At 67.0% G+C, this 26,705-nt stretch carries 30 protein-coding genes and 1 tRNA gene; 16 read left to right on the top strand and 15 right to left on the bottom strand.

Annotated features, from left to right (window positions below; all coding sequences use genetic code 11):
- Positions 1–51: 51 nt before the first annotated feature.
- The 4 genes from rqcH (at position 52) to DVK07_RS04165 (ending at position 5,243) form a co-directional block, all read left to right on the top strand.
- Complete coding sequence (gene rqcH / locus DVK07_RS04180) at positions 52–2,262, top strand: ribosome rescue protein RqcH (RefSeq protein WP_121595878.1); 2,211 nt, start codon at positions 52–54, stop codon at positions 2,260–2,262.
- A 90-nt stretch (positions 2,263–2,352) separates the two neighbouring features.
- Positions 2,353–2,745 (top strand): DUF5820 family protein, encoded by a 393-nt coding sequence (locus DVK07_RS04175; RefSeq protein ID WP_121595877.1) that lies wholly within the window; start codon positions 2,353–2,355, stop codon positions 2,743–2,745.
- Between the two features lie 139 nt (positions 2,746–2,884).
- The gene (gene purF, locus DVK07_RS04170; protein ID WP_121595876.1) at positions 2,885–4,384 is read left to right on the top strand and encodes an amidophosphoribosyltransferase; all 1,500 of its coding nucleotides are present in this window, start codon (positions 2,885–2,887) and stop codon (positions 4,382–4,384) included.
- A gap of 133 nt (positions 4,385–4,517) precedes the next feature.
- On the top strand, positions 4,518–5,243 hold the full coding sequence (locus DVK07_RS04165; protein ID WP_121595875.1) for a halocyanin domain-containing protein: 726 nt from the start codon (positions 4,518–4,520) through the stop codon (positions 5,241–5,243).
- 21 nt (positions 5,244–5,264) lie between these two features.
- On the opposite strand, the gene DVK07_RS04160 is transcribed toward DVK07_RS04165, so the two are convergent.
- Positions 5,265–5,825, bottom strand: a complete 561-nt coding sequence (locus tag DVK07_RS04160) for a DUF420 domain-containing protein (RefSeq protein ID WP_121595874.1) — start codon at positions 5,823–5,825, stop codon at positions 5,265–5,267.
- A 204-nt stretch (positions 5,826–6,029) separates the two neighbouring features.
- Between DVK07_RS04160 and DVK07_RS04155 the strand changes: the two genes are divergently transcribed.
- Together DVK07_RS04155 and DVK07_RS04150 are read left to right on the top strand one after the other, a co-directional pair.
- Positions 6,030–6,114 (top strand) — tRNA-Leu (locus DVK07_RS04155).
- 394 nt (positions 6,115–6,508) lie between these two features.
- Complete coding sequence (locus DVK07_RS04150) at positions 6,509–7,612, top strand: PQQ-binding-like beta-propeller repeat protein (protein WP_158603126.1); 1,104 nt, start codon at positions 6,509–6,511, stop codon at positions 7,610–7,612.
- Between the two features lie 177 nt (positions 7,613–7,789).
- On the opposite strand, the gene DVK07_RS04145 is transcribed toward DVK07_RS04150, so the two are convergent.
- Positions 7,790–8,428, bottom strand: a complete 639-nt coding sequence (locus DVK07_RS04145; RefSeq protein ID WP_121595872.1) for an IS6 family transposase — start codon at positions 8,426–8,428, stop codon at positions 7,790–7,792.
- 92 nt (positions 8,429–8,520) lie between these two features.
- On the opposite strand from DVK07_RS04145, the gene DVK07_RS04140 reads away from it, so the two are divergent.
- The 3 genes from DVK07_RS04140 to DVK07_RS04130 all read left to right on the top strand — a co-directional run bounded on the left by DVK07_RS04140 (position 8,521) and on the right by DVK07_RS04130 (position 12,011).
- Positions 8,521–8,796: a hypothetical protein gene (locus DVK07_RS04140; RefSeq protein ID WP_121595871.1), complete on the top strand. Its 276-nt coding sequence runs from the start codon at positions 8,521–8,523 to the stop codon at positions 8,794–8,796.
- 738 nt (positions 8,797–9,534) lie between these two features.
- Positions 9,535–11,418 (top strand): Glu-tRNA(Gln) amidotransferase subunit GatE, encoded by a 1,884-nt coding sequence (gatE, locus tag DVK07_RS04135; protein ID WP_121595870.1) that lies wholly within the window; start codon positions 9,535–9,537, stop codon positions 11,416–11,418.
- Between the two features lie 68 nt (positions 11,419–11,486).
- Positions 11,487–12,011 carry a phosphate-starvation-inducible PsiE family protein gene (locus tag DVK07_RS04130; protein WP_121595869.1) on the top strand — a complete coding sequence of 175 codons (525 nt, stop codon included), beginning with the start codon at positions 11,487–11,489 and terminating at the stop codon, positions 12,009–12,011.
- Between the two features lie 10 nt (positions 12,012–12,021).
- On the opposite strand, the gene DVK07_RS04125 is transcribed toward DVK07_RS04130, so the two are convergent.
- Complete coding sequence (locus tag DVK07_RS04125) at positions 12,022–12,504, bottom strand: Lrp/AsnC family transcriptional regulator (RefSeq protein WP_121595868.1); 483 nt, start codon at positions 12,502–12,504, stop codon at positions 12,022–12,024.
- A 182-nt stretch (positions 12,505–12,686) separates the two neighbouring features.
- Between DVK07_RS04125 and DVK07_RS04120 the strand changes: the two genes are divergently transcribed.
- Complete coding sequence (locus tag DVK07_RS04120) at positions 12,687–13,628, top strand: DMT family transporter (RefSeq protein WP_121595867.1); 942 nt, start codon at positions 12,687–12,689, stop codon at positions 13,626–13,628.
- A 27-nt stretch (positions 13,629–13,655) separates the two neighbouring features.
- On the opposite strand, the gene DVK07_RS04115 is transcribed toward DVK07_RS04120, so the two are convergent.
- On the bottom strand, positions 13,656–14,222 hold the full coding sequence (locus DVK07_RS04115; RefSeq protein WP_121595866.1) for a hypothetical protein: 567 nt from the start codon (positions 14,220–14,222) through the stop codon (positions 13,656–13,658).
- 141 nt (positions 14,223–14,363) lie between these two features.
- A complete protein-coding gene (locus tag DVK07_RS04110; protein ID WP_121595865.1) occupies positions 14,364–14,732 on the bottom strand; it encodes a 2Fe-2S iron-sulfur cluster binding domain-containing protein in 369 nt (122 codons plus the stop codon).
- A gap of 95 nt (positions 14,733–14,827) precedes the next feature.
- On the opposite strand from DVK07_RS04110, the gene DVK07_RS04105 reads away from it, so the two are divergent.
- A complete protein-coding gene (locus DVK07_RS04105) occupies positions 14,828–15,826 on the top strand; it encodes a biotin--[acetyl-CoA-carboxylase] ligase (RefSeq protein WP_121595864.1) in 999 nt (332 codons plus the stop codon).
- A gap of 27 nt (positions 15,827–15,853) precedes the next feature.
- Here the strand turns inward: DVK07_RS04105 and DVK07_RS04100 are convergent, their stop codons facing one another.
- Positions 15,854–16,417 (bottom strand): universal stress protein, encoded by a 564-nt coding sequence (locus DVK07_RS04100; RefSeq protein ID WP_121595925.1) that lies wholly within the window; start codon positions 16,415–16,417, stop codon positions 15,854–15,856.
- A gap of 133 nt (positions 16,418–16,550) precedes the next feature.
- On the opposite strand from DVK07_RS04100, the gene DVK07_RS04095 reads away from it, so the two are divergent.
- From DVK07_RS04095 to ptsP, 4 genes are all read left to right on the top strand, one after another.
- Positions 16,551–16,808, top strand: a complete 258-nt coding sequence (locus tag DVK07_RS04095) for a hypothetical protein (RefSeq protein ID WP_121595863.1) — start codon at positions 16,551–16,553, stop codon at positions 16,806–16,808.
- A 118-nt stretch (positions 16,809–16,926) separates the two neighbouring features.
- Positions 16,927–18,129: a redox-regulated ATPase YchF gene (locus tag DVK07_RS04090; protein ID WP_121595862.1), complete on the top strand. Its 1,203-nt coding sequence runs from the start codon at positions 16,927–16,929 to the stop codon at positions 18,127–18,129.
- A gap of 90 nt (positions 18,130–18,219) precedes the next feature.
- A complete protein-coding gene (locus DVK07_RS04085; RefSeq protein WP_121595861.1) occupies positions 18,220–18,522 on the top strand; it encodes an HPr family phosphocarrier protein in 303 nt (100 codons plus the stop codon).
- Positions 18,519–20,246, top strand: coding sequence for a phosphoenolpyruvate--protein phosphotransferase (gene ptsP / locus DVK07_RS04080; protein WP_121595860.1), 1,728 nt, complete (start codon positions 18,519–18,521; stop codon positions 20,244–20,246). The genes DVK07_RS04085 and ptsP overlap by 4 nt, the downstream gene beginning before the upstream one ends.
- Before the next feature lie 27 nt (positions 20,247–20,273).
- Here the strand turns inward: ptsP and DVK07_RS04075 are convergent, their stop codons facing one another.
- The 7 genes from DVK07_RS04075 to DVK07_RS22020 form a co-directional block, all read right to left on the bottom strand.
- Complete coding sequence (locus tag DVK07_RS04075; RefSeq protein ID WP_121595859.1) at positions 20,274–20,690, bottom strand: PTS-dependent dihydroxyacetone kinase phosphotransferase subunit DhaM; 417 nt, start codon at positions 20,688–20,690, stop codon at positions 20,274–20,276.
- Positions 20,690–21,463: a dihydroxyacetone kinase subunit DhaL gene (gene dhaL / locus DVK07_RS04070; protein WP_121595858.1), complete on the bottom strand. Its 774-nt coding sequence runs from the start codon at positions 21,461–21,463 to the stop codon at positions 20,690–20,692. Before dhaL ends, DVK07_RS04075 begins: the two co-directional genes overlap by 1 nt.
- Positions 21,460–22,458 carry a dihydroxyacetone kinase subunit DhaK gene (gene dhaK, locus DVK07_RS04065; RefSeq protein ID WP_121595857.1) on the bottom strand — a complete coding sequence of 333 codons (999 nt, stop codon included), beginning with the start codon at positions 22,456–22,458 and terminating at the stop codon, positions 21,460–21,462. The genes dhaL and dhaK overlap by 4 nt, the downstream gene beginning before the upstream one ends.
- A gap of 75 nt (positions 22,459–22,533) precedes the next feature.
- Positions 22,534–22,896, bottom strand: coding sequence for a hypothetical protein (locus DVK07_RS04060; protein ID WP_121595856.1), 363 nt, complete (start codon positions 22,894–22,896; stop codon positions 22,534–22,536).
- A 108-nt stretch (positions 22,897–23,004) separates the two neighbouring features.
- Positions 23,005–23,211 (bottom strand): hypothetical protein, encoded by a 207-nt coding sequence (locus DVK07_RS04055; RefSeq protein ID WP_121595855.1) that lies wholly within the window; start codon positions 23,209–23,211, stop codon positions 23,005–23,007.
- 280 nt (positions 23,212–23,491) lie between these two features.
- Entirely contained in the window at positions 23,492–24,505 is a 1,014-nt protein-coding gene (locus tag DVK07_RS04050) for a Kiwa anti-phage protein KwaB-like domain-containing protein (protein ID WP_121595854.1), read from the bottom strand.
- Positions 24,506–24,557: 52 nt separating this feature from the next.
- Positions 24,558–25,229 (bottom strand): hypothetical protein, encoded by a 672-nt coding sequence (locus DVK07_RS22020; RefSeq protein WP_147441074.1) that lies wholly within the window; start codon positions 25,227–25,229, stop codon positions 24,558–24,560.
- Positions 25,230–25,444: 215 nt separating this feature from the next.
- Between DVK07_RS22020 and DVK07_RS04045 the strand changes: the two genes are divergently transcribed.
- Positions 25,445–25,897 carry a DUF6653 family protein gene (locus tag DVK07_RS04045; protein ID WP_121595853.1) on the top strand — a complete coding sequence of 151 codons (453 nt, stop codon included), beginning with the start codon at positions 25,445–25,447 and terminating at the stop codon, positions 25,895–25,897.
- Positions 25,898–25,951: 54 nt separating this feature from the next.
- Here DVK07_RS04045 and DVK07_RS04040 read toward each other — a convergent pair whose 3' ends face one another.
- Complete coding sequence (locus DVK07_RS04040; protein WP_121595852.1) at positions 25,952–26,386, bottom strand: type II toxin-antitoxin system VapC family toxin; 435 nt, start codon at positions 26,384–26,386, stop codon at positions 25,952–25,954.
- Entirely contained in the window at positions 26,387–26,638 is a 252-nt protein-coding gene (locus DVK07_RS04035; protein ID WP_004595580.1) for an AbrB/MazE/SpoVT family DNA-binding domain-containing protein, read from the bottom strand.
- Between the last annotated feature and the right edge of the window lie 67 nt (positions 26,639–26,705).

Below are 26,705 nucleotides of genomic sequence, written 5' to 3'. Positions count from 1 at the left end.
GATACCGGGGGAACGACACGCCTTTTTCCGGCCCGCCGGTTGCTATGGAGTATGGACCAGAAGCGGGAGCTGTCGAGCATCGACCTCGCCGCGCTCGTCACCGAGCTCAATCGGTACGAGGGCGCGAAGGTCGACAAGGCGTACCTCTACGACGACGACCTGCTCCGGCTGAAGCTGCGCGACTTCGACCGCGGCCGCGTCGAGCTCATGATCGAGGTGGGGGACATCAAACGGGCGCACGCCGCGGACCCGGACCACGTCGCGGACGCGCCCGGTCGCCCACCGAACTTCGCGAAGATGCTGCGGAACCGGATGTCCGGCGCGGACTTCGCGGGCGTCGAGCAGTACGAGTTCGACCGCATCCTCACGTTCGAGTTCGAGCGCGAGGACCAGAACACGACGCTCGTCGCTGAGCTGTTCGGCCAGGGCAACGTCGCCGCGCTCGACGAGACGGGCGAGGTGATCGGGGCGCTGTCGACGGTGCGGCTCAAGTCCCGCACCGTCGCGCCCGGCTCGCAGTACGAGTACCCCGCCTCCCGGCTGAACCCGCTCGACGTGAGCCGCGGCGCGTTCGACCGCCACATGCGCGAGTCGGACAGCGACGTGGTGCGCACGCTCGCCACGCAGCTCAACCTCGGCGGCCTGTACGCCGAGGAGGTGTGTACCCGGGCCGGCGTGCCGAAGGAGACGCCGATCGAGGAGGCGACCGACGACCAGCTCGGCGCGCTCCACGACGCGCTCGCCCGCATCGACGAGCGGCTCCGCTCCGGCGACGTCGACCCCCGCGTGTACGAGGAGGAGCTCTCCGGCGACGAGGCGGACGACCGCGACCCTCGTGTCGTCGACGTGACGCCGTTCCCGCTCGCCGAGCACGAGGGTCTGCCGAGCGTCGGCTTCGACTCGTTCAACGCCGCCGTCGACGAGTACTTCTACCGGCTCGCGAACGAGGAGACCGACGACGGCGAGGCGCCGGCGGACGCGAGCGCCTCGCGCCCGGACTTCGAGGAGGAGATCGCCAAACAGGAGCGGATCATCGAACAGCAGCGGGGGGCGATCGAGGGGTTCGAGGAGCAGGCGCAGGCAGAACGAGAGCGCGCCGAGCTGCTGTACGCGCACTACGACCTCGTCGACGAGGTGATCTCGACGGTGCGGGAGGCCCGCGCAAACGAGGTGCCGTGGGACGAGATCGAGGAGACGCTCGACGCGGGCGCGGAGCGAGGCATTCCGGCCGCGGAGGCCGTCGTCGATATCGACGGCGGCGAGGGAACGGTGACGGTCGAGCTCGACGAGGAGAGCGGCGGTGACGGAGGCGACGACGGGAGCGGCGGCGGCACGACCCGGGTCGAGCTCGACGCGAGCGAGGGCGTGGAGGTCAACGCCGACCGGCTCTACCGGGAAGCGAAGCGCGTCGAGGAGAAGAAGGCGGGCGCGCAGGAGGCGATCGAGTCGACTCGCGAGGAGCTGGAGGCCGTCAAGGAGCGCAAGCGGGAGTGGGAGGAGCAGCAGGCGGCCGACGACGGAGGTGATGGCGACGGGGGGAACGGCGAGGACGAGGAGGACGAGGAGTACGAGACGGACTGGCTCGCCCGCTCGTCGATCCCGATCCGGAGCCCGGACGACTGGTTCGAGCGGTTCCGCTGGTTCCACACGTCGACCGGCTACCTCGTCATCGGCGGGCGCAACGCCGACCAGAACGAGGAGTTAGTGAAGAAGTACATGAGCAAACACGACCGGTTCTTCCACACGCAGGCGCACGGGGGGCCCGTGACCTTGCTGAAGGCGTCCGGTCCCTCGGAGTCGGCCGACCCGGTAGACTTCGACGAGGAGACGCTCAGGGAGGCCGCGCAGTTCGCGGTCTCGTACTCCTCGGACTGGAAGGACGGCCGCGGCGCCGGCGACGCGTACATGGTCGAGCCGGATCAGGTGTCGAAGACGCCCGAGAGCGGCGAGTACATCGAGAAGGGGAGCTTCGTGATCCGCGGCGACCGCACGTACTTCGAGGACGTCCCCTGCCGGATCGCCGTCGGCGTCCAGTGCGAGCCGGTCACGCGAGCCATCGGCGGGCCGCCGTCGGCGATCGTCGACCGCGCGGCCGCGCACGTCACCTTCGAGCCGGGGATGTACGCGCAGAACGACGCGGCGATGATGGCCTACCGGAACCTGAAAGAGCGGTTCGCGGACCAGTCGTTCGTGCGGAAGGTCGCGAGCGCCGACCAGCTACAAGAGTTCCTGCCGCCGGGCGGGTCGGACATCGTCGACTGAGGGTCGTGGTCGACTGAGGCACGGTCCCCGACTGACGGGACCGGTCGACCCGAGCGCGACGTTTTCAAGCCTCCGCGACGGAGGGAGCGCATGGTCTTCGAATCGCTGCCGGAGGGGTGGCGGCTGTGGAACGAGGAGCCCAGCGGACGGGCGATCCTCGTTTACCGCCCCGACGTCTTCGGGAGCGGCGACCTCCCCGACGAGTGTCTCCCGACGATCTACCTGACGAACGGCGCCCGGAACGCCCGGCCCGGATCGGGCCAGTACGCGACCGACGAGTGGCACGTCGTCCTCTTCTTGGAGCCCGAGATCGAGGCGGTCGCGCAGACCCACGAGAGCCGGGAGGCGGGCGCCGCCGGCGCGGTCGACGTCGCGGAGCGGTTCGTCGCCGGCGACGTGGACTACCGCGGGGCGTATCAGGTGCCCCGCGAGGACTACTTCGCGCGTCTCGACGAGTTCGTCGGGGGCGGCGAGACGGCGTGACCGCCGCGGTCGGACCGCGTGACCGCGCGGCCGCCGCCCGCCAAAAATATCCACGATCACGCATAAATAAGGGCGAGAAGGGGAGCGATACGCCACGAACACGAGGATTTTTATCGCCGCCCGCCCCACCCTCGCGTACATGAACGCCGGTGGGGACTACGGCGGCGACGAACCGCGGGAGAAGTGCGGCGTCGTCGGCGTCTCGCTCGAGGACCGGGAGGCCGCGCGACCGCTGTACTACGCGCTGTACGCGCTCCAACACCGCGGCCAGGAGTCGGCCGGGATCGTCACGCACGACGGGTTTCAACAGCACAGCCACGTCGAGCGCGGCCTCGTCGGCGACGCCTTCGAGGAGGGGGACCTCGCGTCGCTGTCGGGCGGCACCGGCATCGGCCACGTGCGCTACCCGACCGCCGGGAGCCTCGACAAGAGCTGCGCGCAGCCCTTCTCCGTCTCCTTCAAGTCCGGATCGCTCGGGCTCTCGCACAACGGGAACCTCGTCAACGCCGACGAGGTGCGCGAGGAGTTGGCGGCGGCGGGCCACGCGTTCACCTCCGACGGCGACACCGAGGTGATCGCTCACGACCTCGCGCGCAACCTCCTCGAAGAGGACCTCGTTCGGGCGGTCAAACACACGATGAACCGCATCCACGGCTCCTACTCGCTGGCGATCACCCACGACGACACGGTGTTGGGCGTCCGCGACCCGCTCGGCAACCGCCCGCTGTGTCTCGGGAAGATCGACGGCGGCTACGTCATCGCCAGCGAGTCGGCCGCCATCGACACGCTCGACGGCGAGCTGATCCGCGACGTCCGCCCCGGCGAACTCGTCGTCCTCGACCCGGACGGCACGGGCTACGACACGTATCAGCTCGTCGAGCGCGAGTCGACCGCCCACTGCTTCTTCGAACACGTCTACTTCGCGCGCCCCGACTCCGTCATCGACGAGAGCCTCGTGTACGAGGTGCGCCGGAAGCTCGGCCGGAAGCTCTGGGAGGAGTCCGGCGTCGAGTCCGACGTGGTGATGCCAGTCCCCGACTCGGGGCGCGCGTTCGCCTCCGGCTACGCCGACGCCGCGGGCGAGACCACGGCCGACGGCGAGCCCAGGGCGGCCGACGACGGCGGCGTGGAGTTCGCCGAGGGGCTGATGAAGAACCGGTACGTGGGCCGGACGTTCATCATGCCCACGCAGGACGAGCGCGAGCGCGCGGTCCGGCTGAAGCTGAACCCGATCCGCTCGACGGTGGAGGGGAAGTCCGTCACCATCATCGACGACTCCATCGTCCGCGGGACGACCTCGACGCAGCTCGTCGACCTCGTGCGCGAGGCGGGCGCCGAGGAGGTCCACCTCCGGATCGGCGCGCCGCCGATCCTCGCCCCCTGCTACTTCGGCATCGACATGGCGACGCGCGAGGAGCTGATCGCCGCCGACGCCTCGACCGAGGAGATCCGGCAGGAGGTGGGCGCGGACTCACTGTCGTACCTCTCGATCGACGCGGTCGCGGAGGCGCTCGGCGAGAGCCGGGCCGACCTCTGTCTCGGCTGCGTCACCGGCGAGTACCCGTTCGACGTCGAGGGCGAGGCGACCGACCGCGACGTCGACGCGCCGGTCTCGGATCCGACGCCGGCGGACGATTAGGGACCGCGAATAGCCCACGCCGGCGGACGATTAGCGCTCGCTTCTCCGCGTCGATCCCGCACACGTTCGCCGCCGGTCCGACCGTTCGGAACGTATCGGGGGCTTAAATACGCTCACGGTCACACGTCGAGGTATGACACGGAACGCCGACGCTGCCGAGGACGACGCCGCGTCGATGAGCCGCCGCGGGTTCTTCCGCGCCGGGGCCGCCGGGGCGGCGGTCGCCGCGGGCGTCGCGGCCGGAAGCGGGACCGCGTCCGCCCAGTACGACGGCTGGCTGGAGGGCGTCAGCAACTACGACGGGACTCACGACTACCGCGGGCAGGACGAGGTCACCGTTCAGGTCGGGGCGGGCGAGAACGGACTCCGCTTCGGCCCCGCCGCGATCCTCATCGACCCCGGCGCGACGGTCGTCTGGGAGTGGACCGGACAGGGCGGCGGTCACAACGTCGTCGCGAACGACGGCACCTTCGACAGCGGGTCGGCGGTCTCGGAGGAGGGGACGACCTTCGAGCACACCTTCGCGGACGCGAGCGACGGCGACGCGTTCAACTACCTCTGCGAGCCGCACGAGGCGGTCGGAATGAAGGGCGTCGTCGCGGTCGGCTCCGTCGACGACGACCTCGTTGATCCGCAGGCGGAGGGCGGCGACGGCGAGAGCGGCGGCGGGGGCGACGGCGGATCCGGCAGCGACGGGGGCGATGGCGGCGACTCGGGCGGTTCGGACGGTTCGAGCGAGTCCGGCGGCGGCCTCACCGCGAGCGACATCGGGACGCTCGCGCTCGGCTTCGGCTTCGCCGGCGCGCTGCTCGTCCCGCTGTTTTACGCGGCACACAAGAAGGCGGAGCGGAACGCGTAGTCGGCGCGTTTTTAAAATCGGTCAGTAGACGTGGTACAGCAGCAGGTACACCCCGATCCCCATCGTGAAGGAGATCAGCCAGAGGACGGCGCCGACGAACCCGACCTGCGAGTGCCGCGTGTGGTAGAGTTCCTCGTACGAGCGGGTCGCGGCCAGGAAGAGCGCGTGGAAGACGAACGGGACGCAGACGATCGCGAGCAGGATGTGGACCGCGAGGAACGGGAGGTAGACGTACGAGTAGACGAGCTCCGGACCGGGGAACTCGGTCGTGCCGACGTGGATCAGCCGGTAGAGGTACGCGCCGAGGAACGCGGCGAACAGCGCGAAGGAGGTCACCATGAAGTTCCGGTGGCGCTCGACGTTCCCGCGGGAGATCTCTCGCCAGCCGAGCAGGATCGTGACGATGGCGGTCGCGGAGACGGCGGCGTTGAAGTGCGGGATCGCGGCGAGGACGGCGTCGCTCGCGCGCGGCAACAGCGAACTCGGGATGACGCCGCCGACGGCGCCGAAGACGAGCGCGAGCGCGACGCCGGAGGCGACGGCGGTCAGGACGGAGACGTTCTCGCGGGCCCAGTCGGACATATCCCTGTGGTGGGACGCGACCCCCAAACGCGTGCCGGTTGCGGTCGACGCGTTCGGGTGGCGCTCGCCGCGCGCCGGTCGTGGTCGCGGGGTCGCGACCGCGTTCCGCCGCACGGCGGTCTGCGAAACCCCGCCACGCTCCCGCCAAATGGAAGGGCTTTTAATTAGGGGAAGGGTACGTGGAGACGCGACAGAACACCGCGAGCGTGGGTAGCCAAGCCAGGCCAACGGCGCAGCGTTGAGGGCGCTGTCCTGTAGAGGTCCGCCGGTTCAAATCCGGTCCCACGCATCGCAGGGGTCCACCCCCAAACGATGCACGGTGTTGTCTCTACGACAGCACCCACGCACAATTCCTTTCGATGCTACGTGAGGAGTGACGACTGTGCTCGGTTCTGTCCGGTGACTGGTCGATAGAATACGCCTGTGAACGTACCGCCGTAGATTCTGCCAGATCTCGTTAGTGTTCACGCAGCGCTGCTGAATGTAGCGCGCGTATCTCGCAGTTAGAGTGAGTAGCCGAGCCCAACCGTGGGGTGGAGTAAAGTGAGAGTGGGCTTTCTCTGGCGACAATGGCTGACCGGACCGTACGGATGTATAATCCAACGCACCGATTACAACGTAAGCAGGCGCCAGCGCTAACTGACGAGCCAGTTGTACAGTGGCGAAATCAACTCAAAAACGCAGTGCGTGAGGTGGCTGTCTGGCATCAGACAGTCTATGCCAGCATAAACAAGACCGGCATCGTCGCTCTCAGTCTCGATGGCACAGAGCAGTGGCGCTTCAAGACTGATGCCGGCATGTCCTCGTCACCGGCAGTGGTGGATGGGACTGTCTACGTCGGGAGTGACGACAACCACGTCTACGCTCTCGATGCGACCACTGGGAGACAGCAGTGGCGCTTCAGGACTAACGGTTGCGCGATGTCGTCACCGGCAGTGGTGGATGGGACTGTCTACGTCGGAAGTCGGGATTACAACGTCTACGCTTTGGATGCAGCCACTGGAAAACAACAGTGGCGCTTCGAGACTGACGGCCGGGTGGATTCGTCACCGGCAGTGGCGGATGGGACTGTCTATATCGGGAGTGATGACCACAACGTCTACGCTCTTGATGCGACCACTGGGAGACAGCAGTGGCGATTCGAGACTGAGTTCAAGGTGAGGTCGTCACCGGCAGTGGTGGATGGCATGGTCTACGTCGGGAGTGATGACAACCACGTCTACGCTTTGGATTCGGACGGGGGAGGACTGTTGTCTAGGTCGCCCCAACAGTGGTGCTTCGAGACTGGTGGCCATGTGAGGTCGTCACCAGCAGTGGTAGATGGGACTGTCTACGTCGGGAGTGACGACAACCACGTTTACGCTCTCGATGCGACCACTGGGAGACAGCAGTGGCGCTTCGATGCTGACCTTAGTGTGTCTTCGTCACCGGCAGTGGTGGATGGCACGGTCTACGTCGGTAGTAACGATAACAATCTCTACGCGGTTGATACAACAGACGGCACTGAGCAATGGGCCTTCGAAACCGGGGGTTGGGTCAGATCGTCACCGGCAGTGGTGGATGGGACCGTTTACATCGGGACGACAGACTATTCTGACGACAACCACGTCTATGCGCTGGAAGACACTGGAACCGAAGTGTTCAGGGAGAAAACTGAGCACGTAGGGACCAACACACGGGCCTACCAAGCGTGTCCAAACTGCGAAGCTGACCTGTCCGAGTACGACAATCCGCAGTTCTGTCCGAAGTGTGGGACAAAGATAACTGCAGGCAAAAATTCTGAATAGAAATCTATGATCCGTGTGGATGGGCCAGTACAGTTGTAATGTAACAAATGTGGGACCCGTGCTGGATTCACCCTCTAAATCTTGTACGATATTCTTGACATAATATGGACAGATCGGTGTTCTACGTCAGTACGTGGGTCTCCTGTACTGACCACTGTCCGCGGAACGGCGGTCGCGTTAAGTTTGGCGTGAGTTGTGGTAGACGGCGACGGCTTCGAGCCAATCTTGAGCTGTCTCGAGCGCGACATTGCTGAAACTATTCGCAAACGATGATGTTCGTCGTTTTATTTCCCAAAAGACACGTTCGATGGCATTCCGATTTCCATGACGAATGACTTGAAATCGATAGCCGTCCTCAGCGAGAACTGATCCGAGATAGTCTGCGTCATCGACGAGAAATTCGACGTTATCGAGCTGATAGCGCCGGTGAAGCTCGGTGAGAAACCATCGCGTCGTCTGTTTATTTGCGGTCGGATAGAGGCTCACGTGGAGGATCTCGTTCGTGTTCGGATCAACCGCACCGTACAGCCAGAACTTCTGTCCGTGAAGGCGGATCATCTTTTCGTCAACCGCAAGCTGATCCTCGGAGACGGTTGAGATCGGCTGTAGATCGGCTTTGTGAACCCAGTTGTGAACAGCAACGTGACTCCGATCGATCCCAAACAGTTCAAGATGCTTACTTACCTCACGTAGTGACATACCGGCCAAATGACAGCGGATCCCTACTTCAATCACCCAACGCGGAGTTCGATCTCGCTCCACAAACGACAAGTCGATCCACGCTATACGTTCGCTGAGGCGGTCGAATTCTGGCATAGACACTCAGAAATCGACCGCCTCATCCTCTAACTTTACGCGACCGGAACGGCATCGCCACTGTTTTTAAATGCGCATTGGAAATCCGATTGATGCCCTCCAACAAAGCGACAGCCGCGGCCCCGATAGCAACTGGCGTCCTTCTCGCCGGGACGGCTACACGAGAAGTCGCACAGCACGGACTGGAACTCTGGACGACGCTGGCGCTCGCCGGTGGCCTCTCCGCGGTCGCTGTCGGCCTCGGCGTTCTGACCGGTCGTGGGTTCGACTCCGACGACCGCGACGGACACCACGACCGGACAATCGTCGCGCTCGTCGGCCTCGCACTGACGAGTCTCGCCGTCGGGGCGGGGATTGCGCTGGCGTAGGCGACGCCAACCGACCCGCGTTACGTCCGATCCCCGCTCAACGTCTGCTGTAGTCCGGGATACGCAGCGGTGCGCGCCGCCGCGGTTTCTCGATCGGAAGCCTTCACTCTCTCACCAACGCCCGAGAGCTCAGTGACCGAGACGCGCTCTGTATTCAGCATGGTTTCAAGGACATATCTCCGAGTGAGGATTTCAACAGCGCCGTTGATTTCGGATAGATCGTTGACACCGCCAAAGCCCCAGCCCCTCGCTTATAAATGAGCGACCGTGGATCGACGGCCAACACCGCCAAAGCCCCAGCCGGGAGGCGGGCGCACGCTCGCTGTCGCCCGAAAATCGAAGATTTTCGGGATGACGAGAGAGCTTCGCTCTCTCGAACCACGCTCCTCGTCACTCGCTTCGCTCGTTCCTGCGGTGTCGCCGGCGGCTTCGCCGCCGGCTTTCCGTGGCGCGTAGCGCCACGCTACTTACGTCGCCTGCGCCCGCCTCGCGGCTGCCCCTTTGAGTCCCGCCCCGCAGCGCTCCGCACAGCACCTCACGCCTCCCCAGCCTCGCCGCTCACGCCCTTCGGGCGTTCGCGGCGTCCCTCGCGCGTGCTGTCTCGCGGCCGCCGGGGGCGGCCGCTCGCAGGCACGCGCCACCGCACCTGTAGTTTATAAACAGCATCGGCGGCCCGGGTCTCGCGTCGCTCGCGCGAACTGCCACCCTTTTAGTCGCGCGCCGTCGGAGTAACGCGTAATGAGTACGGACGCGACCCCCGAGTACGACTACGAGGAGCTGGGGCTCGTCGCCGGGCTGGAGATCCACCAGCAGCTCGACACCGAGACCAAGCTGTTCTGTAACTCCCCGACCGTCGAGCGCGACCCGGACGAGGCCGAACAGTCGATCACCCGGCGGCTCCACCCGACGAAGAGCGAGCTTGGCGAGATCGACGACGCCGCGATGGAGGAGAGCCGCGTCGACCGCGAGTTCACCTACCTCGCGTACGACACCACCTGCCTCGTCGAGGAGGACGACGAGCCGCCCCGGCGCGTCGACGGCGAGGCGCTCTCCGTGGCGCTCCAGATCGCCGACCTGCTCGACCTGAACGTCGTCGACCAAGCCCACGTCATGCGGAAGCTCGTCATCGACGGCTCGAACACCTCCGGGTTCCAGCGCTCGATCCTCCTCGGGCAGGACGGCCAGATCGAGACCGACGCCGGCTCGGTCTCCATCGTCGACCTGATGCTCGAAGAGGAGTCGGCGAAGCGCGTCGAGGAGACGGACGACGGCGTCGTCTACTCGCTCGACCGGTTGGGGGTTCCCCTCGTCGAGATCGGGACGGGCCCGGACATCCGGAGCCCCGAGGGCGCGCGGCAGGCCGCCGAGCGCATCGGAATGCTGCTGCGCTCGACGGGCGCGGTCAAGCGCGGCCTCGGCACCATCCGCCAGGACGTGAACGTCTCCATCGCGGACGGCGCCCGCGTCGAGGTAAAGGGGGTTCAGGACCTCCAGGGGATCGAGGACATCGTCCGCGGCGAGGTCGGCCGACAGGCCGAACTCCTGGAGATCCGCGACGAGCTCCGCGAGCGCGACGCGAGCGTCGGCGACGTCTCCGACGTGACCGACGTCTTCGCCGACACGGAGTCGGGGGTCATCCGCGGCGCGCTCGACTCCGGCGGGAAGGTGACGGCGGTCCCGCTGTTCGGCTTCGACGGGCTCGTCGGCCGCGAGATCCAGCCCGACCGCCGGCTCGGCACCGAGCTCTCGGACCACGCGAAGCGCCACGGCGCGGGCGGGGTCTTCCACACCGACGAGCTGCCGGCGTACGGCGTCACGGCCGACGAGGTCGCAGCCCTCCGCGACGCGGTCGGCGCGGGCGACGAGGACGCGGTCGCCATCGTCGCGGCCGACCCCGAGACCGCCGACCTCGCGATCGAGGCGGCCGCCGAGCGCGCGGAGACCGCGATCGAGGGCGTCCCGGAGGAGACCCGCGGCGCGAACGACGACGGGACGACGCGCTACCTCCGCCCGCTTCCGGGCGCGGCGCGGATGTACCCCGAGACGGACGTGCCGCCGGTCGAGCCGGACCCCTCCGACGTGGTGACGCCCGAGCTGCTCGACGAGAAGGCGGAGCGCTACGCCGACGAGTTCGGCCTCGACGCCGGCCTCGCCGAGCAGGTCGCGTTCGGCCAGCGGTTCCCCCTCTTCGAGACCGCGGTCGAGCGCGGCGTCGACCCCACCTTCGCGGCGTCGACGCTGGAGTCGACGACGACGGAGGTCCGGCGCGACGGCGCGCCCGTCGAGAACCTCACCGACGACCACTTCCTCGACCTGTTCGACCTCGTCGAGGACGGCGACCTCGCGAAGGAGGGCGTCCCCGAGGTGCTGACGACGCTCGCGGAGAACCCGGAGCTGTCGGCGAGCGAGGCCGTCGAGGAGGCGGGCCTGTCGGGCGTGAGCGAGGACGAGGTCCGCGAGGCGGTCGTGGAGGTCGTCGAGCGCAACGCCGACCAGATCGAGAACGAGGGGATGGGCGCGTTCTCCGGGCTGATGGGCGAGGCGATGGGTGCGCTCCGCGGGAAGGCCGACGGCGAGGTCGTCTCCGACGTGCTGCGCGAGGAGATCGGGAAGCGGTCGTAGCGCGCTCCACGTCCGTTAGGCCCGCTTTTTAGGTGGCGCGAGCCCCTGTTTCGATCTAAGAACTTCAGATGGCAGACTCGTCTGCGAGCGAACCGTCGGACGACCCGTCCTCGCCGGACCGAACGCCCGACCCGGCCACCGAGAGGTCGCGTGGCGAACGCGTCTCCGACGCGACGAACTGGTTCATCCACGGCGTCGAACTGGCGGCGGCGGCGCTTTTCGCGCTGCTTTTCGGCGTCGGCGTCGTCGACCTCGCGATCCAGATCGTCGAGTCCGTCCCGACCGGCGAGATAACGGACCCGAACACGGTCATCGGATTCATCGAGACGGGCCTGCTCCTGCTCATCATCGTCGAGGTGTACGAGACGGTCGTCGCCTACATCGAACAGAGCGACACCCGGCGGATCGTCAGGCTGGTGATCTACACCGGCGTCATCGCGATGGTCCGGAAGGTGATCATCTTCCGCACCACGGAGTACTCGACGACGCAGGACGCGCTGTTCGCGGCGTTCTCCTACACGCTGGTGATTCTCGGCTTAGTGGCGCTGCTGTTCGTCGAACGGTCGACCACCTCCTCGCTGCTGTCCGACTGAGCCGCCGGCGTCAGTCGGTCAGCTCCTCGATCAGCGTGTCGAGGTCGTACGTCGCCGGCGCCCGCGGCTCGTCGCGCAGCGTCGCGATGGTGAACGTCGAGTTCGTGCGCTCGACCTCGGGGATCGCCTCGAAGTCGCTGATGAGCCGCTCGACGGTGTCCGACGAGGAGAGTCGCGCGAGGACGACGAAGTCCGTCTCGCCCATCGTGAAGAACGCCTCCGTGACGCCCTCGACCGCCAGCAGCTCTTCCGCGAACTCCTCGTAGGGCCCCTCGTAGCTCGCGAGCACCTCGACGATGACGGTGACGCCGAGCCCGAGCGCCTCGTGGTCGAGGTCGTACAGGTCGTTCTCGATGACGCCGTCCTCGCGGAGGTTGTTCAGCCGGTAGTGGATCGTCGACACCGGGATCCCGGTCTCCTCGTGGAGCCGCTCCGGGCTCCCGGTCCCGAGATCGGAGATGGCCTTCAACAGCCGCACGTCGCGCTCGTCCATACGACCCTTTCCCGTGACGATCTGTTATATATTGCGGCCGATACGGTTGGAGTCGAGTTCAAGATTCGCTCTCATTTCGGAACCGTATCGCACGCAGTTCGTATGTGTGATTGTTCGTTTTCGATCTCGGGGAGCCTGAGAGCTGTGTTTAACTATCTCCAGCAATTCTGAATTGGTAGTCAATGAACTTGCGGAACCTGGTTTCTACTCCCGAATCGATCCTCGCGGCGTTCGTCCTCCTCGCGACGCTGTGGGGCACCTCCTTCGTCGCCATCGAGGCCGGGTTACACTACTTCCCGCCGCTGCTGTTCGCCGGCGTCCGCTACGCGATCGCCGGCGCGGTCGTGTTAGGCGTCGCCGCGGTCGCCTCCGGCAGGGCGATGCCACGAGGCCGCGACGAGTGGCTCGGGGTCGCCGTCGCCGGGGCCTTCGTGATCGCCGCGTACCACGGGCTCCTCTACGTTGCGGAGCTCCGCATCTCGGGTGGGGTCGCGGCCGTGGTCGTGAGCCTCGCGCCGGTGTTGACCGCGACGTTCGCCGCGCTCCTCCTCCCGAACGAGCGCCTCGGTCCCTTCGAGATCGGCGGGTTCGCCCTCGGAATCCTCGGCGTGATCGTGATCGCCGACCCGATGGAAGCCGGACTCGGGAGCGCCGCGCTGTTCGGCGTCGCGCTCGCGTTCGCGGGCGCGGTCGCCTTCTCGCTGGGCGCCGTGCTGCTCCGCCCGCTGCGGACCGACCTCCCGATCGCCGCGCTCCAGGGGTGGGCGATGGTCTCCGGCGCCGGGCTCCTGTTCGTCGGCGCCGCCCTGCTCGGCGAGTCGCCCGCGGCGATCGTCTGGAACGCGACGTCGATCGTGTCGCTGTCGTATCTCACGCTGCTGTCGGGCGTCGTCGCGTTCCTGATCTACTTCGCGCTGCTCGACGAGGTCGGGCCGACCCAGCTCCACCTCGTCGGCTACGCGGAGCCGGTCGTCGCCGCGGTCGGGAGCTGGGTCCTGCTCGGCAGCCTGATCGAGGCGGAGGCGATCCTCGGCTTCGTCGCGATCCTCGCCGGCTTCCTCGTCTTGGAGCGCCACGAGATCGCCGCCTACGTCGGCGCCGAGGACGCGCTCCGGACGCACTGAGTCGGTCGCCTCCGACGGGTCTATCCTTCACTCGCCGATATCCTGACTCAGTCCCGCGCGCAGGTCCCGACCGAAGTAGTGGCCGAGCAGCGCGAGGACGAGCCCGACCCCGCCGCCGACCGCGACGAGCGGGAGCCCCCACTGCGAGAGGTAGTCGATCCCGATCGGGAGGAACCCGACGCCGAGGACGCTCGTCACCGCGCTCGCGGCGCCCGCCGCGCCCCCGGCGATCCCCGTCTCGACGTACCGGCGCGTCGAGAGGACGAGGCCGAGCAGGAACGCGGCGAGGAACACGCCGCCCGCGGTCCCGATCGTCCCGCCGATGATCGGGATCAGGCCGCCGACGAACACCCCGACCGCGACGGTCACGAGCGCGAGCGCGAACGCCTTCCCCGAGAACCACCGGCCCGAGACGCCGATTCGACCGGAGCCGCCCGCGCTCTCGGCGCTCCCCGCGCTCGGCTCCGCGGCCGCGGCGCCGCCGGAATCGGCGTCGGACGCCCCGTCGCCGCCGGCGAGGTCGTCGTCGAGGAGGTCGTCGAGGTCGTCCATCGGATCGTCGTCGGACGACTCGCGCTCCTTGGAGGGTTGCATACCGGACCGTTCGGGCCCGTGGACTTGGCTTTTGTGCCGCGATCGGCCTTCGCGCTCCCGGTCGCCGCGCGGTCGCGTGTGACGCGGTAGCGTTCGCCGTTTCACCGGAAACGAGGTGTGGGGTCCGTCGGTTCGCCGCGCTCAGCGGTCGTCCGATCCCGCACCCCCGTCGCTCGCGTCGGACCGCCGCCCGCCCCACACGCGCTTGTCGACGAGCGCGACCGTCATCGGTCGGTCGACCGCGATCTGACAGGAGAGCCGCGGATAGCCGAACCGATCGGCCAGATGGTCGTGCCAGTGGTCGGCCGGCGGCCCCTCGCGGACGCGGACGCCGCAGGTGGCACACAGCCCGCGGCCGCCGCAGTTGAGACGGCGGGTCGCGGGCGCGTACGGCGACAGCCCGGCGTCGAGCAGGACCCGGCGGAGGTTCCGGCCGCGCTCGGCGTCGAGTTCGACGCGCTCGTCGCCGTCGACGACGGTGAGCCGGACCGTCTCGGACTCGTCGGTCATCGGGGATCCTTCGCGCGCCGGACACAAAGCGTCCGGGCCCGGCCGAGCGTTCGAGACCCGGAACGGCTTTCGGCGCGGGCGTCGGAACGGGCGGTATGGACACGCGGCGCGCGCTGCTGGACGCCCTCGCGGCCGACGACGGCTCGGTCTCCGGTCCCGCCCTCGCCGACTCGCTCGGCGTCTCGCGGGCGGCCGTCTGGAAGGCCGTCGAGGGGCTCCGCGAGGAAGGGTTCGCGGTCGAGTCGACGCCGGAGGGGTACGTCGCCCCCGACGATCCGGGCTACTCCGGGCCGGGAATCGCGTTCGGGCTCGACGCCCCCTACTCGGTGGAGTACCACGACCGGATCGGATCGACGAACGAGCGGGCCCGCGAACTCGCCGGGGAGGGCGCCGCCGACGTCGCGGTGGTCGCCGACGAACAGACCGGGAGCCGGGGCCGCCTCGACCGCGAGTGGGTGGCGCCGAGCGGCGGCGTCTGGCTGTCGGTACTGACTCGTCCCGACGTGCCGACTGCGCGGGCGCCGCTCTTCACCCTCGCGGCCGCGGTGGCGACGACCGACGCGGCCCGCGAGGCCGGCGCGGACGCGCGGATCAAGTGGCCGAACGACGTGCTCGTCGGGGACGGGGCTGACGAGGGGAGCGCCGCCGCGTCGGCCGAGTCGGACCCCAGCGGCCGCGGCGGTCGGAAGCTGGCGGGGATCCTCACGGAGATGGAGGGGGAGGCCGACCGCGTCGGTTGGCTCGTCGTCGGGGTCGGCGTCAACGCCAACATCGACCCCGAGACGCTGCCCGCGGGCGCGACGTCGCTGTCGATCGAATGCGGCGCCCCGGTCGACCGGCGGCGCTTCGCGACGACGCTGCTCGAACGCTACGCGGAGCTGACGGCCTCGTCGGATGCGCTCGACCGCGTCCTCCCGGCGTGGCGCGAGCGGGCCAGCACGCTCGGGCGGCGCGTCCGGGTCGAGACCGGGGACGGGGTCGTGGAGGGTACCGCGGTCGACGTGGCGGAGCCGGGCGCGCTCGTGGTCGACACCGACGGGGGACGGCGACGCGTCCACGCGGGCGACTGCGAACACCTCCGCGACGCGGAGTGAGGGGCCGGGCGGGGGAAGTTCGGTCTCCTATCCGGTCTCCGTCGCGTCCGAGACCGACCCCTCGGCGTCGGTCCCGCCGGCGGTTGCCGACCCCTCGCTCCCCGCGGACTCGGTCGCGGCCGCCGACTCGGCGGCGCTCGGCGGCTCCTCCCCGTCGCCGATCCGGACCGTCAACACCGGGACCGACGAGCCCCGCACGACCTTCTCCGCGACGCTGCCGAGGAGCAGCCGGTCGATCCCGCCCCGACCGTGCGTGCCCATCACGACGAGGTCGCAGCCCGTCTCCTCGGCGTGCGTGATGATCTCGCGGCTGGGCGACCCCTCGACGACGGCCGTCTCGACGTCGACGTCGCGGTCCGCGGCCAGTTCCGCCACCGTTTCGAGCGCCGACTCCGCGTCGTCGTACAGCAGGTCGCCGACGCCCTCCCAGGTCGTCTCCATCGGCATCCCGGCGTACCGCGCGGTGTCGACCACGTAGATGGCGCGGACCGACGCCCCGTGGACCGCGGCGAGGTCGAGCGCGTGGCACACCGCCAGCTCACCCTCCGGGGAGCCGTCGGTCGGAACCAGGATCCGGTCATATAGGGGCATGTTCACGTGTACCATGTCACCGACGGCGGATAACTCTTTGCGGTTCTTGCCGGTTTCTCGCCGCCGAGGGTCCCGCTCCGCCCGTCGTCAGAACGAGGCGCGCGTTTATGCCCTATCCCGCCGATAGGGCGGTATGACCGACGAGATCAACCTCTCCCGGCTCGAACCGACGCTCGAAGCCCACGCGTACCCCGCCGACCGCGAGGCGCTCGTCGACGCGTTCTCGGGTACGACGGTGCTCTTCGCCGACGGCGACGCCGACCTCGGCGACCTGCTCGCCGACGTCGACCAAGAGACGTTCGCGAGCGCCGCCGACGCGTACGCCGCGCTCCAGAACGTCCTCCCCATCGAGGCGCTCGGAGAGCCCGGACAGTCCGACGGCGACGCCTGACGGGATCCCGACTCCCGGCCGTTCGTCACCCCTCCTTGCGCCACGGCCCCTCGTCACCGCATCCCACGCCACGGCGCGTCTCGCATCGCTTTTTACGCCGGGTCGCCCACCGGTGGTAATGAGCTACCGGATCGGTCTCGTCGGCAAGCCCTCGGTGGGGAAGTCGACGTTCTTCAACGCCGCGACCATGAACGACGTGCCCGAGGGCGCGTACCCGTTCACCACCATCGACCCGACCGTCGGCGAGGCGTACGTCCGCGTCGACTGCGCCGCCCCCGAGTTCGACGAGACGTGTACGCCGAGCGTCGGCGTCTGCCGCGAGGGGACGCGGTTCGTCCCCGTGAAGCTCGTCGACGTCGCCGGGCTGGTCCCGGGCGCCCACGAGGGGCGCGGGCTCGGCAATCAGTTCCTCACCGACCTCAACGAGACAGACGTGCTGATCCACGTCGTCGACTTCTCGGGGAAGACGGACATCGAGGGCGAGGCGACCGAGGGCCACGACCCGCGCGAGGACATCGACTTCTTAGAGGAGGAGCTGGACGCGTGGTACCTCGACGTGTTAGAGAAGGGCTTAGAGAAGTTCGAAACGCGTTACCACGGCGCGGACGCGGCCATCGAGGAGGAGCTCGCAGAGCAGATGTCCGCGTTCGGCATCGACAAGGACCGGATGAAGCGCGTCATCCTCGCCGAGGGGCTCGAACTCGACCCGGAGACGTGGGACGAGACGGACCGGATCGAGCTGGCCCGCGAGATCCGCAAGCGCACGAAGCCGATGGTGATCGCCGCCAACAAGATGGACACGCCCGAGGCGCAGGCGAACTGGGAGGAGATAACGACCGACTCCGACTACGACCACCTCTCGTTCGTCCCCGCGAGCGCCCACGCGGAGAAGGCCCTCAAAAACGCGGACGACGCCGGCGTCGTCGACTACGCGCCCGGCGACGACGCGTTCGACGTCGTCGGCGACGTCTCCGGCGAGCAGGAAGCGGGCCTCGATCAGATCGGCGAGTTCGTCGACGAGTACGACGGGACCGGCGTTCAGGGCGCGCTCGAAGCAGCCGTCTTCGACGTGTTGGGCTGTATCGCGGTCTTCCCGGGCTCCGCGAACGGGAGCAAAGACGAGAAGGGCGTCTTCCGCGACTGCTTCATCCTCCCCGAGGGCTCCACGACGGAGGACTTCGCGTACCACATCCACTCCGACATCGGCGAGGGGTTGCTCCACGGCACCGACTGCCGGAGCGGCCGGCAGGTCGGCGCCGACAACGAGCTCTCCCACCGCGACGTGATCGAACTGGTCTCGACGAAGCAGGCGGCGCCGTAGTCGGGTCGACTGCGACACCGGTCCCGTAGCTCTCCGGCGCTCTTCGAGAACTCCGATCAGCTATTACCCGACGGGGTCCAACTCTGACTCATGGAACGGACCGTGACGGTCGAACCCGAGGCCGGACTCCACGCGCGCCCCGCCTCGAAGCTGGTACAGACGGCGAACCGATTCGACGCCGACGTGTCGATCGGACGCGCAGACGCCGGCGACGAGGGGCTCGTCCGCGCCGACAGCATGCTCTCCGTCAGCGGGCTGAACGTCGAACACGGCGAGTCGGTCCGCGTGGTCGCCGAGGGGCCCGACGACGAGGCCGCGCTCGACGCGGTCTGCGACCTCCTCACGAGTCCTGTCGAAGAGTCCTCGGACGACGACGCGGAGGATGCGCCGTGAGGACGCTCGACGGCGTCGGCAGCACGCCGCGTTCGGGGGTGGGGACGGCGCGCTGGTACCGCCCGGACGCCGACCTGACGCTCCCGGACCGTCCAGAGTCGGAATCCGTCGACGTCGACGCGGAACTCGACCGGTACGAGTCCGCCCGGGAGGCCGTCAGGTCGGCCCTGCGCGAGGCCCGCGACCGGACGGCCGAGCGCGTCGGCGAGGAGGAGGCCGCGGTGTTCGAGGCCCACGAGGGGTTCCTCGACGACCCGACGATAATCGAGGACGTCGAGGCCGCGATCCGCGAGGGGACGCCCGCGGAACACGCCGTCGCGGACCGGTTCGACGAGGCGGTCGCGCAGTTCGAGGAGATGGAGGGCCGGATGGCCGAGCGCGCCGACGACCTGCGCGACGTCCGCGACCGGCTGCTCCGCGCGCTTCTCGACGCCGACGACGACGGCGGACGGGTCGCAACCGACCTCGCCACGCTCCCCGAGGGGACGATCCTGCTCGCGGAGCGGCTCACGCCGAGCGACACCGCCGCGCTCGACCCCGACGCAGTCGCCGGGATCGCGACGGTCGAGGGGGGTCGCACCTCCCACGCCGCGATCATCGCGCGGTCGCTCGCGATCCCCGCGGTCGTCGGCGTCGGCGAGGCCCTCGAATCGGTCGCGGACGGCGAGACGGTCCTCGTCGACGGCGAGGCCGGCGAGGTCGTCGTCGACCCCGACGAGGAACGGCGAGAGGCGGTGCGGGAAGCCGGTCCGGACGCGATCCGAGAGCGCGTCGAGACGAGCGACGGCCGGCCGGTCGAGGTCGCCGCCAACGTCGGCGGCGAGGCCGAGCTGGGGCCGGCCGTCGAGCGCGGCGCCGACGGAATCGGGCTGTTCCGGACCGAGTTCCTCTTCGTCGACCGCGAGACGCCGCCGACGGAGGACGAGCAGTACGAGGCCGTCAGGGCCGCGCTGTCGGCGTTCGACGGCCCGGACGACCGCGTCGTCGTGCGGACGCTCGACGTCGGCGGCGACAAGCCGGTCCCGTACCTCGATCTCCCCGACGAGGAGAACCCGTTCCTCGGGCGGCGCGGAATTCGGCTGTCGCTCGACGAGCACGCCGACCTCTTCGAGACGCAGCTCCGGGCGCTGCTCCGCGCCGCCGCGACCGACGAGGGCGACGGGCTGGCAGTGATGTTCCCCCTCGTCACGCGCGTCGAGGAGGTCGAGCGCGCGGTCGCCCGAGTCGAGGCGGTCGCCGCTGACCTCGCGAGCGAGGGCGTCGACCACGCGGTCCCCGAGCTGGGCGCGATGGTCGAGACGCCCGCCGCGGCGTTCCTCGCGGACGCGCTCGCCGAGCGGCTCGACTTCCTGAGCGTCGGGACGAACGACCTCGCGCAGTACGTGATGGCGGCCGACCGCGGCAACGACGCGGTCGCCGACTACCACGACCCGCTCCACCCGGCGGTGTTGCGCGCGCTCGACCGAACGACCGCGGCCGTCGAGGGGACCGACGCGTGGGTCGGGATGTGCGGCGAGATGGCGGGCGACCCGGCGCTGACGGAGCTGCTCGTCGGGCTGGGCTTCGACGAGCTCAGCATGAGCGCGGTAACGGTGCCGGACGTGAAGGCCCGCGTGCGCGAGGTCGACGCCGACGCCGCCCGGTCGCTCGCGAGCGACGCGCTGGCCTGCGAGACGCGCGCCGAGGTGCTTGACGTGCTCGGACTCGACGACCGCGCGGCGTAGACCGATCTTACAAAAGAGGACCTCGGCCTACAGCTTCTCGATGTCGCGGGCCGCCTCCGCCTGCTCGCGGACGGACTCGACCGTCGCCGACGGGTCGGTGGCCGCGACCGCGGCGTTGACCGCGCCCTCGAGGACGGGCGCGTCCGCGATGACCGCCTCCGCCCCGCTCAGTTCGACGGCGACGTCCGCGTTCATCACCGCGCTGCCGAGGTCGACGAGGACGACGACGCCGTCCGCGTCGCTGTCGCTCCCGTCAGCACCGTCGCCCGACCCTCCGGCCGCGGCGTCGATGGCGTCCTCGATCGCGTCGGGGACGGTGCCGATCCCGCCCTTCCCGTCGCCGCCGACCGGCTCGATGCGGGTGTCGCCCGCCATCTCGGCGGCGACCTCCGCGATCCCCTCGGCGGCGCGCTCGCTGTGCGAGACGACGACGATCCCGACCATCAGTCGTCCTCCGAGGCCGCTTCGGGGGAGTCGCCCGCCGCCTCGTCGGGGTCCTCGTCCGGGATCGTCGGCGACGAGGCGTCCGTCTCGGGGACGTCGACGCCGAGCCGGTCGGCGGCGACGTCAAGCAGTTCTTCGAGGATGAACAGCGCGCTCGTCGCGCCGGGGTCCTGGTGGCCCACCGAGCGCCAGCCGAGGTAGGAGGCGCGGCCCTTCCGCGCGCGGATCGGGACGGTGAACGCGACGCCGCGCTCCGCGGCGTCGACCGCCTTCGCGAGCGCCTCGATCGGCGGGAGGTCGTCGACCTCGATCGACTTCTTGAACGTGTGGACCGCGGGCGTCAACGCGTCGACCATCGTCTGGTCGCCGACACGCGCGTCGCCGCGGTCCTCGACCTTTTCGAGGTAGGTCTCCGCGAACGCGACCGCGGTCTCCGGGGTGACCCCCTCGTCGAGCTCGCCCGCCGCGAACACGAGCGATCCGCCGAACAGCGGCCCGGAGGCGCCGCCGACCTCGGCCATCAGCGTCTTGCCGACCGTCTTCGCGACGGTCTCGGCGTCCGGGTCGTCGAGGTCGCGCGCGGCGTCAGCCGCCGCGGCCCAGCCGCGCGCCATGTTCCCGCCGTGGTCGGCGTCGCCGATGGCGGAGTCCAGTTGGGTGAGGTGGTCCCGTTCCGCCTCGATGCGCTCGGCGACCGCCTCGGCGGCCGCGACGACCGCCGCGCCGTCGTCGGTCGTCCGGTCGTCTCCGGTCGCAGCGCCGTCGTCGCTCATTTGACGGTCAGCGCCGGGGTGTCGGCCGGCGCGTCGAACAGCTCCTTCAGCTCGTCGTCGACCGCGCACACCGTGATCGACGCGCCGGCCATGTCCAGCGAGGTCATGTAGTCGCCGACCCACGCGTCGTACGTCTCCAGGCCGCGCTCGCCGAGCAGCTCCTGGAGCCGGCGGTTGAGGACGAACAGCTCCATCTGCGGCGTGGCGCCCATCCCGTTGACGACCGTGAGCACCTCCTGCCCCTCGTCGAGGTCGAGGTCGTCGAGGACCGCCTCGGTCAGGTGTTCGGTCACCGCGTCGGCGGGCATCGCCTCGGTGCGCTCGGTCCCCGGCTCGCCGTGGATCCCGATGCCGAGTTCGATCTCGTCGTCGCCCAGATCGAAGGTGGGCTCGCCCTTCTCGGGGGTGACACAGGAGGTGAGCGCGGTGCCCATCGTGCCGACGTTGTCGACCACCTTCTCGGCGACGCGCTTCACCTCGCCGAGGTCGGCGCCCTGCGCGGCCTTCGCGCCGGCGGCCTTGTGGACGAGGATCGTCCCGCAGACGCCGCGGCGCCCGGAGGTGTACAGCGAGTCCTCGACGGCCACGTCGTCGTTCACCACGACTCTCTCGACCTCGACGCCCTCCATCTCCGCGAGCTCGATGGCGGTCTCGAAGTTCATCACGTCGCCCTCGTAGTTCTTGATGATCGCGAGGACGCCGTCGCCCGCGTCGCAGGCGCCGATCAGTTCCTCGAACTCGTCGGCGGTCGGCGAGGAGAACACGTCGCCCGCGGCCGCGCCGTCGAGCATCCCGTCGCCGATGTACCCCGCGTGGGTCGGCTCGTGGCCGCTGCCGCCCCCGGTCACCAGCGCCACCTTGTCGTCGACCGGACCGTCGTCGCGCACGAGCACCTGCGTGTCCGGCAGGCGCCGCAGGCGCTCGGGATGCGCCGCGGTCATCCCGTCGAGCATCTCGTCCACGACGTCGTCCGGGTCGTTGATCAGCTTCTTCATGATCGTTGGTACCGACTCTCTCGGCTCGCATAAGAGTAGTGGCCCCCTAGCGTCGCAGCCCGCCCCGGCGAGCGGTCAGTTCGGTTCGATATCGAGAGTGCCGCACTCGCGGCAGCGGAACGCGCCCGCGTCCGTCCGGTCCGGCACGCGGAACTCGTGGCCGTTCTCGCAGACGCCGCCGTCGTCGAACGCGTCCGCGACCGGGTCGAGGTCGACCGACTCGCAGGCCGGGCACGCGTACGTTCCGTTCCCTAACTCGGTCGGCGCGGCGAAGTAGTGGCCCTTCAGGCAGCGGCCGCCGTTCCGGATTCCCTCGGCGCCCGGCGAGACGTTCTTCGCGTTACACCGGGGGCAGTAGTAGGTGCCGCCCCCGGTGCGTCCCGCGGACGCGAAGTAGTGACCGTTCGAACAGGTCCCGCCGTCCTCGAACATGTCCATACCCCGCCGCACGGCGAACTGCGGTATAAATTCCCGGCCTCAGTTCGTTCAATTATTCCGAAACGAGTCGCGGTCGCTCGCCCCTGCGACGTCGGGGGAGGCGTCGGGTTACAGCGCCCAGCTGGCGAGGACGCCGATCACCGCCGCCGCGCCGAGGGCGGTCAGCGCGCCGCCGACGAGCGGCGAGTCGGCGAGCAGCGGGACGCCGACCGCCACCGCCGCGAGGCCGGCGAGCAGGAGGAGGATTTTCAGGATGACGGTGGGGACCAGTTCCAGGATAACGTCGAAGACGACCTCGAATATCTCGTCGAGCATGGTTTGAGGGCGTCTTTCGATGGCTGTTGACTGGTAAAAGAATTCGGTGGTTCGGATTCGGAAAGAGTGTGGTCCGGGCGATGTCGTGGCTCGTGCGGTCGGCGCGGACGAGCGTCGCGAGTGCTGCCGGGTACTCGTCAGATCGTGTCGATGCCGCGTCTTGGACGGGTCGTACTGTACGCCACTATATCTGACTTGATTCTCGCTGTTTAGTGGCTCCACTGTTCTTCAGATCCGGTTTACGACCGGTTATAATCAATTTATTTATGTGTCAATAATGTCACCGCCTATCCTTTTCATAGACTTGGTATTGCGCATCAATTAGGTAGCTCACTACGTGATCATCGTTTAATAATCGAATTACGTCCCACTTTTTCCTCAAATCCGGAACTGTTATTCCCCACTCGCCATCTTCTGTCGTTGCCTCAATTCCCAGATCAAATTCATTGATGACATCTTCAACATCATTACGATCAATGCTGTCATATATGCCCTGCTGTTCTACTGAGTGCATCTTTCGAAGAGCACGTCGATCTCCCTGAATTGAATCCACAAATTCGTCTTCATTGTGAATGGTTAGATCGGCATCCTCCAATCCATTTATTACATCGTTGGCATGGTGTTTGTACTGTTCCAAGAAGTCAAAAATATCCTCAAACGGCTTTGCTCGGAATACAAAAATTCGATCCTGATACCAGATACAGTCAAATCTATTTCGCACCGTCACGACTGTTTTATCAAACTGACTATATTGCTCATCTTCCATCGCAAGGCGTAGTTTTTCGCTATCTGAAGAAAGTTGATGCCCTGTGAATCGCTGGAACGCGAGTACTTGCTCGCCGGTTCGTTCACTAGTAACTCGGAGTACCTGAAACCCGATATCTTCTGTCTCATCGTATGTTGTACCCCCAAACGAATCAACATCAAGTAGACGTTCAAATCGCTGGGGATACGTTAGATCTTCTTTGTCAATATACTGCGATGGTACTATATCCTGATTTGTGTTTGTCACGTCATATTTAACAAGTTCGCGGTCGCCAGAATTCACTGAGCCGTAGAAGCCTTCAGCATCTTTCGCAGCATTCTCTCTGACCTCTTCCAGTACCTCGGAACGTAGTGGAATCTCATGGTACTGGTAGGTGGTGAGATTTTGATCTGCTAGTATAGATTTTGTGTCCGGGACCTCCTCTGCTATCAGATACTCGGCCGTAATATCTTCATCCGCATCTAGTACCGATATGGCGTCCTCTAATATTTCCTGTAGTTCTTCTTCCTCTGTCGTCTCGGTTGACATATGTATTTACTATTGTCTATCGGATTTATATATTCTGGCCGACTTTCTAAATCTACAATTCAACACTAAATCCTACCATCCCTCGTTCCGTGTCTAAGTTGAAATCTATTGTTTCCGTGATCTTGCTAGCGTTTTCAGCTGTTACGGTGATCTGAACTGTTTCCCATTCTATTTGGGTAAACTCACCCAGTTCAATCTTGTTTGGCACTGAAGCGCTGACAGCTTTGCCGTCTTCATACTCCCACACAGTTACACTATCATCACTACCCCAACCATCACGCCCAGGAATTTCAACATAGAACGATGGAGCTGTTTGAATAGGACCCTCACTTTCTTCAGCAATAATTCTGAGCAGTCCTACTTCTGCACGCTCATCAGTATTGATCGTAATTCGTTGAGGGTTATCACCTTCAGCCCAGGTGAGCCGTTGATTTACCGCATAACTTTTATCACCAAGACTGCCTTCCATATTTAACTCTGGTTTACAATTAGTCGCAGCGCTTCCACCTGTGTTCTCCACCGGAATACGAAATACCCTTGCGTCAATATCGCCTTCGCTGTCTGTTTCAAAATCAGTGGTGGCAGATTTTACAAATCTAAGAGTCGGACTCGTTACTTTACGCCAAATGAAGTCCCTGACAAGAGCAAATATTAAACCACCGAAAAGACCCCCAAATAGACCGCTAAGAATAACCTGTTCAACTAAGACATTAGAGCTAGCCAATTGTCACCACCAAATTATCTGTGTATTCACTGGTAAATCAATACTTTGGGTTACCCTGTTGTTCAGACACTTTTCTGGATCTTCACTGCTCGACATGTAGACGCCGAACCCGACACTCCACCGCCGAGCGCGGCGTTTACGCGGTCGCCGAGAAGTACGCATAGCACCACCTGACTCGGACGAAGCTATTTGCTCGTTCGGAGAAACGTTCACGCATGACCCCCACCCTGCCCGACGACTTCGAGGAGCGGTTCTGGCGTCGCCACTCAAATCCGAAGAGCGGCTGGAGTCGCACGGTCCTGCTGCCGGCGCTCCTCTTCGCCGTCTATCACCGGAAGCCGCGACTCGCGGGCGCCGCGCTCCTGTTCACCCTGTTGAACCCGATCCTGTTCTCCCCGCCGAAAGACGACGACGCCTGGATGAGCCGCGTGGTGCTGGCCGAGCGCTGGTGGACGCGCGAACGGAAGGCGGGCGTCTTCGATCGCACGTACCCGAACTGGCTCAACCTGGTCAACGTCCCCGTCTCGGTGTACGCGTTCGTCGCCGCGTACCGCCGGCGACCCCTCCGGGCCGGCCTCGCCGGCGCGCTCGCGATGGCACTGAAGTTCTGGTACGTCGGCGCGCTGGTCCGGCGATACGACGCCGCCGACCGACTGGAGGAGCGATAGCGGCCGGTCGCGTCGGCGCTGACGAACGCGAGCGAGTGATATCCACTGCCTCGCTCACTCCGGCTGGTACGGATCGGTCGCGACATCGAGCCGGGAGACGTCCTCGGCGGCGTCGAAGTCGTCGTCGAACGCGTAGCAGTAGTCGAGCCCCTCGACGCGCATGTACGCGACGAGACAGGCGTCGACGAGCGAGAACCCCTCGTGCCGCCGGAAGAGCCCCTTCGCCGTCGCGAACGCGTCCGTCGTCAGCGACTCGACGTGGAGCCGCGCGTTCTCCTCCACCCGGTCGAGGAAGTCGACAGCGGCGTCGTGGCCCGCGTGCGTCGTCAGGCCGTTGAGCGTCTCCGCGAGTACGTAGTCCAAGATCACCGCCTCCGGGAGCTCCCCGGCGTCGATCCCTCTGAGGATCGGGAGCGCGTCCTCGTGCGCGCCGTCCCGACGGTACGCCGCCGCGAAGAGCACGGTCGTGTCGACGAGCGCCCGGGGCATCTACTCGGGGTCGACGCCCCACGCGTCGTGCTCGGTCTCGACGTCGGTCTCCCGGTCGCCGTCGTACCCGTCGAACTCGCCGAACGTCCCGCTGCGCTGCTGAACGACCCGCACGCGAAGCGTCCCGTCGTCCTCGATCCGCCAGCGAAGCGTGTCCCCGTCGTCGATATCCATCTCTCGACGGATGTGGGCCGGAATGTTCGCCTGATTTCCCGAGACCGTGCTCTCGGAGTCGACGCGCTCGCTGCTCATACATGTGCGTACGTGGCCGTTTTGATAAATGTAGTGTGCGTTCACACTACTCTCAGCCCCTCAGCTA

This window comes from Halorubrum sp. Atlit-26R (assembly GCF_003666015.1).
GTDB lineage: Archaea > Halobacteriota > Halobacteria > Halobacteriales > Haloferacaceae > Halorubrum.
This window is presented reverse-complemented; position numbering and strand designations above follow the sequence as displayed.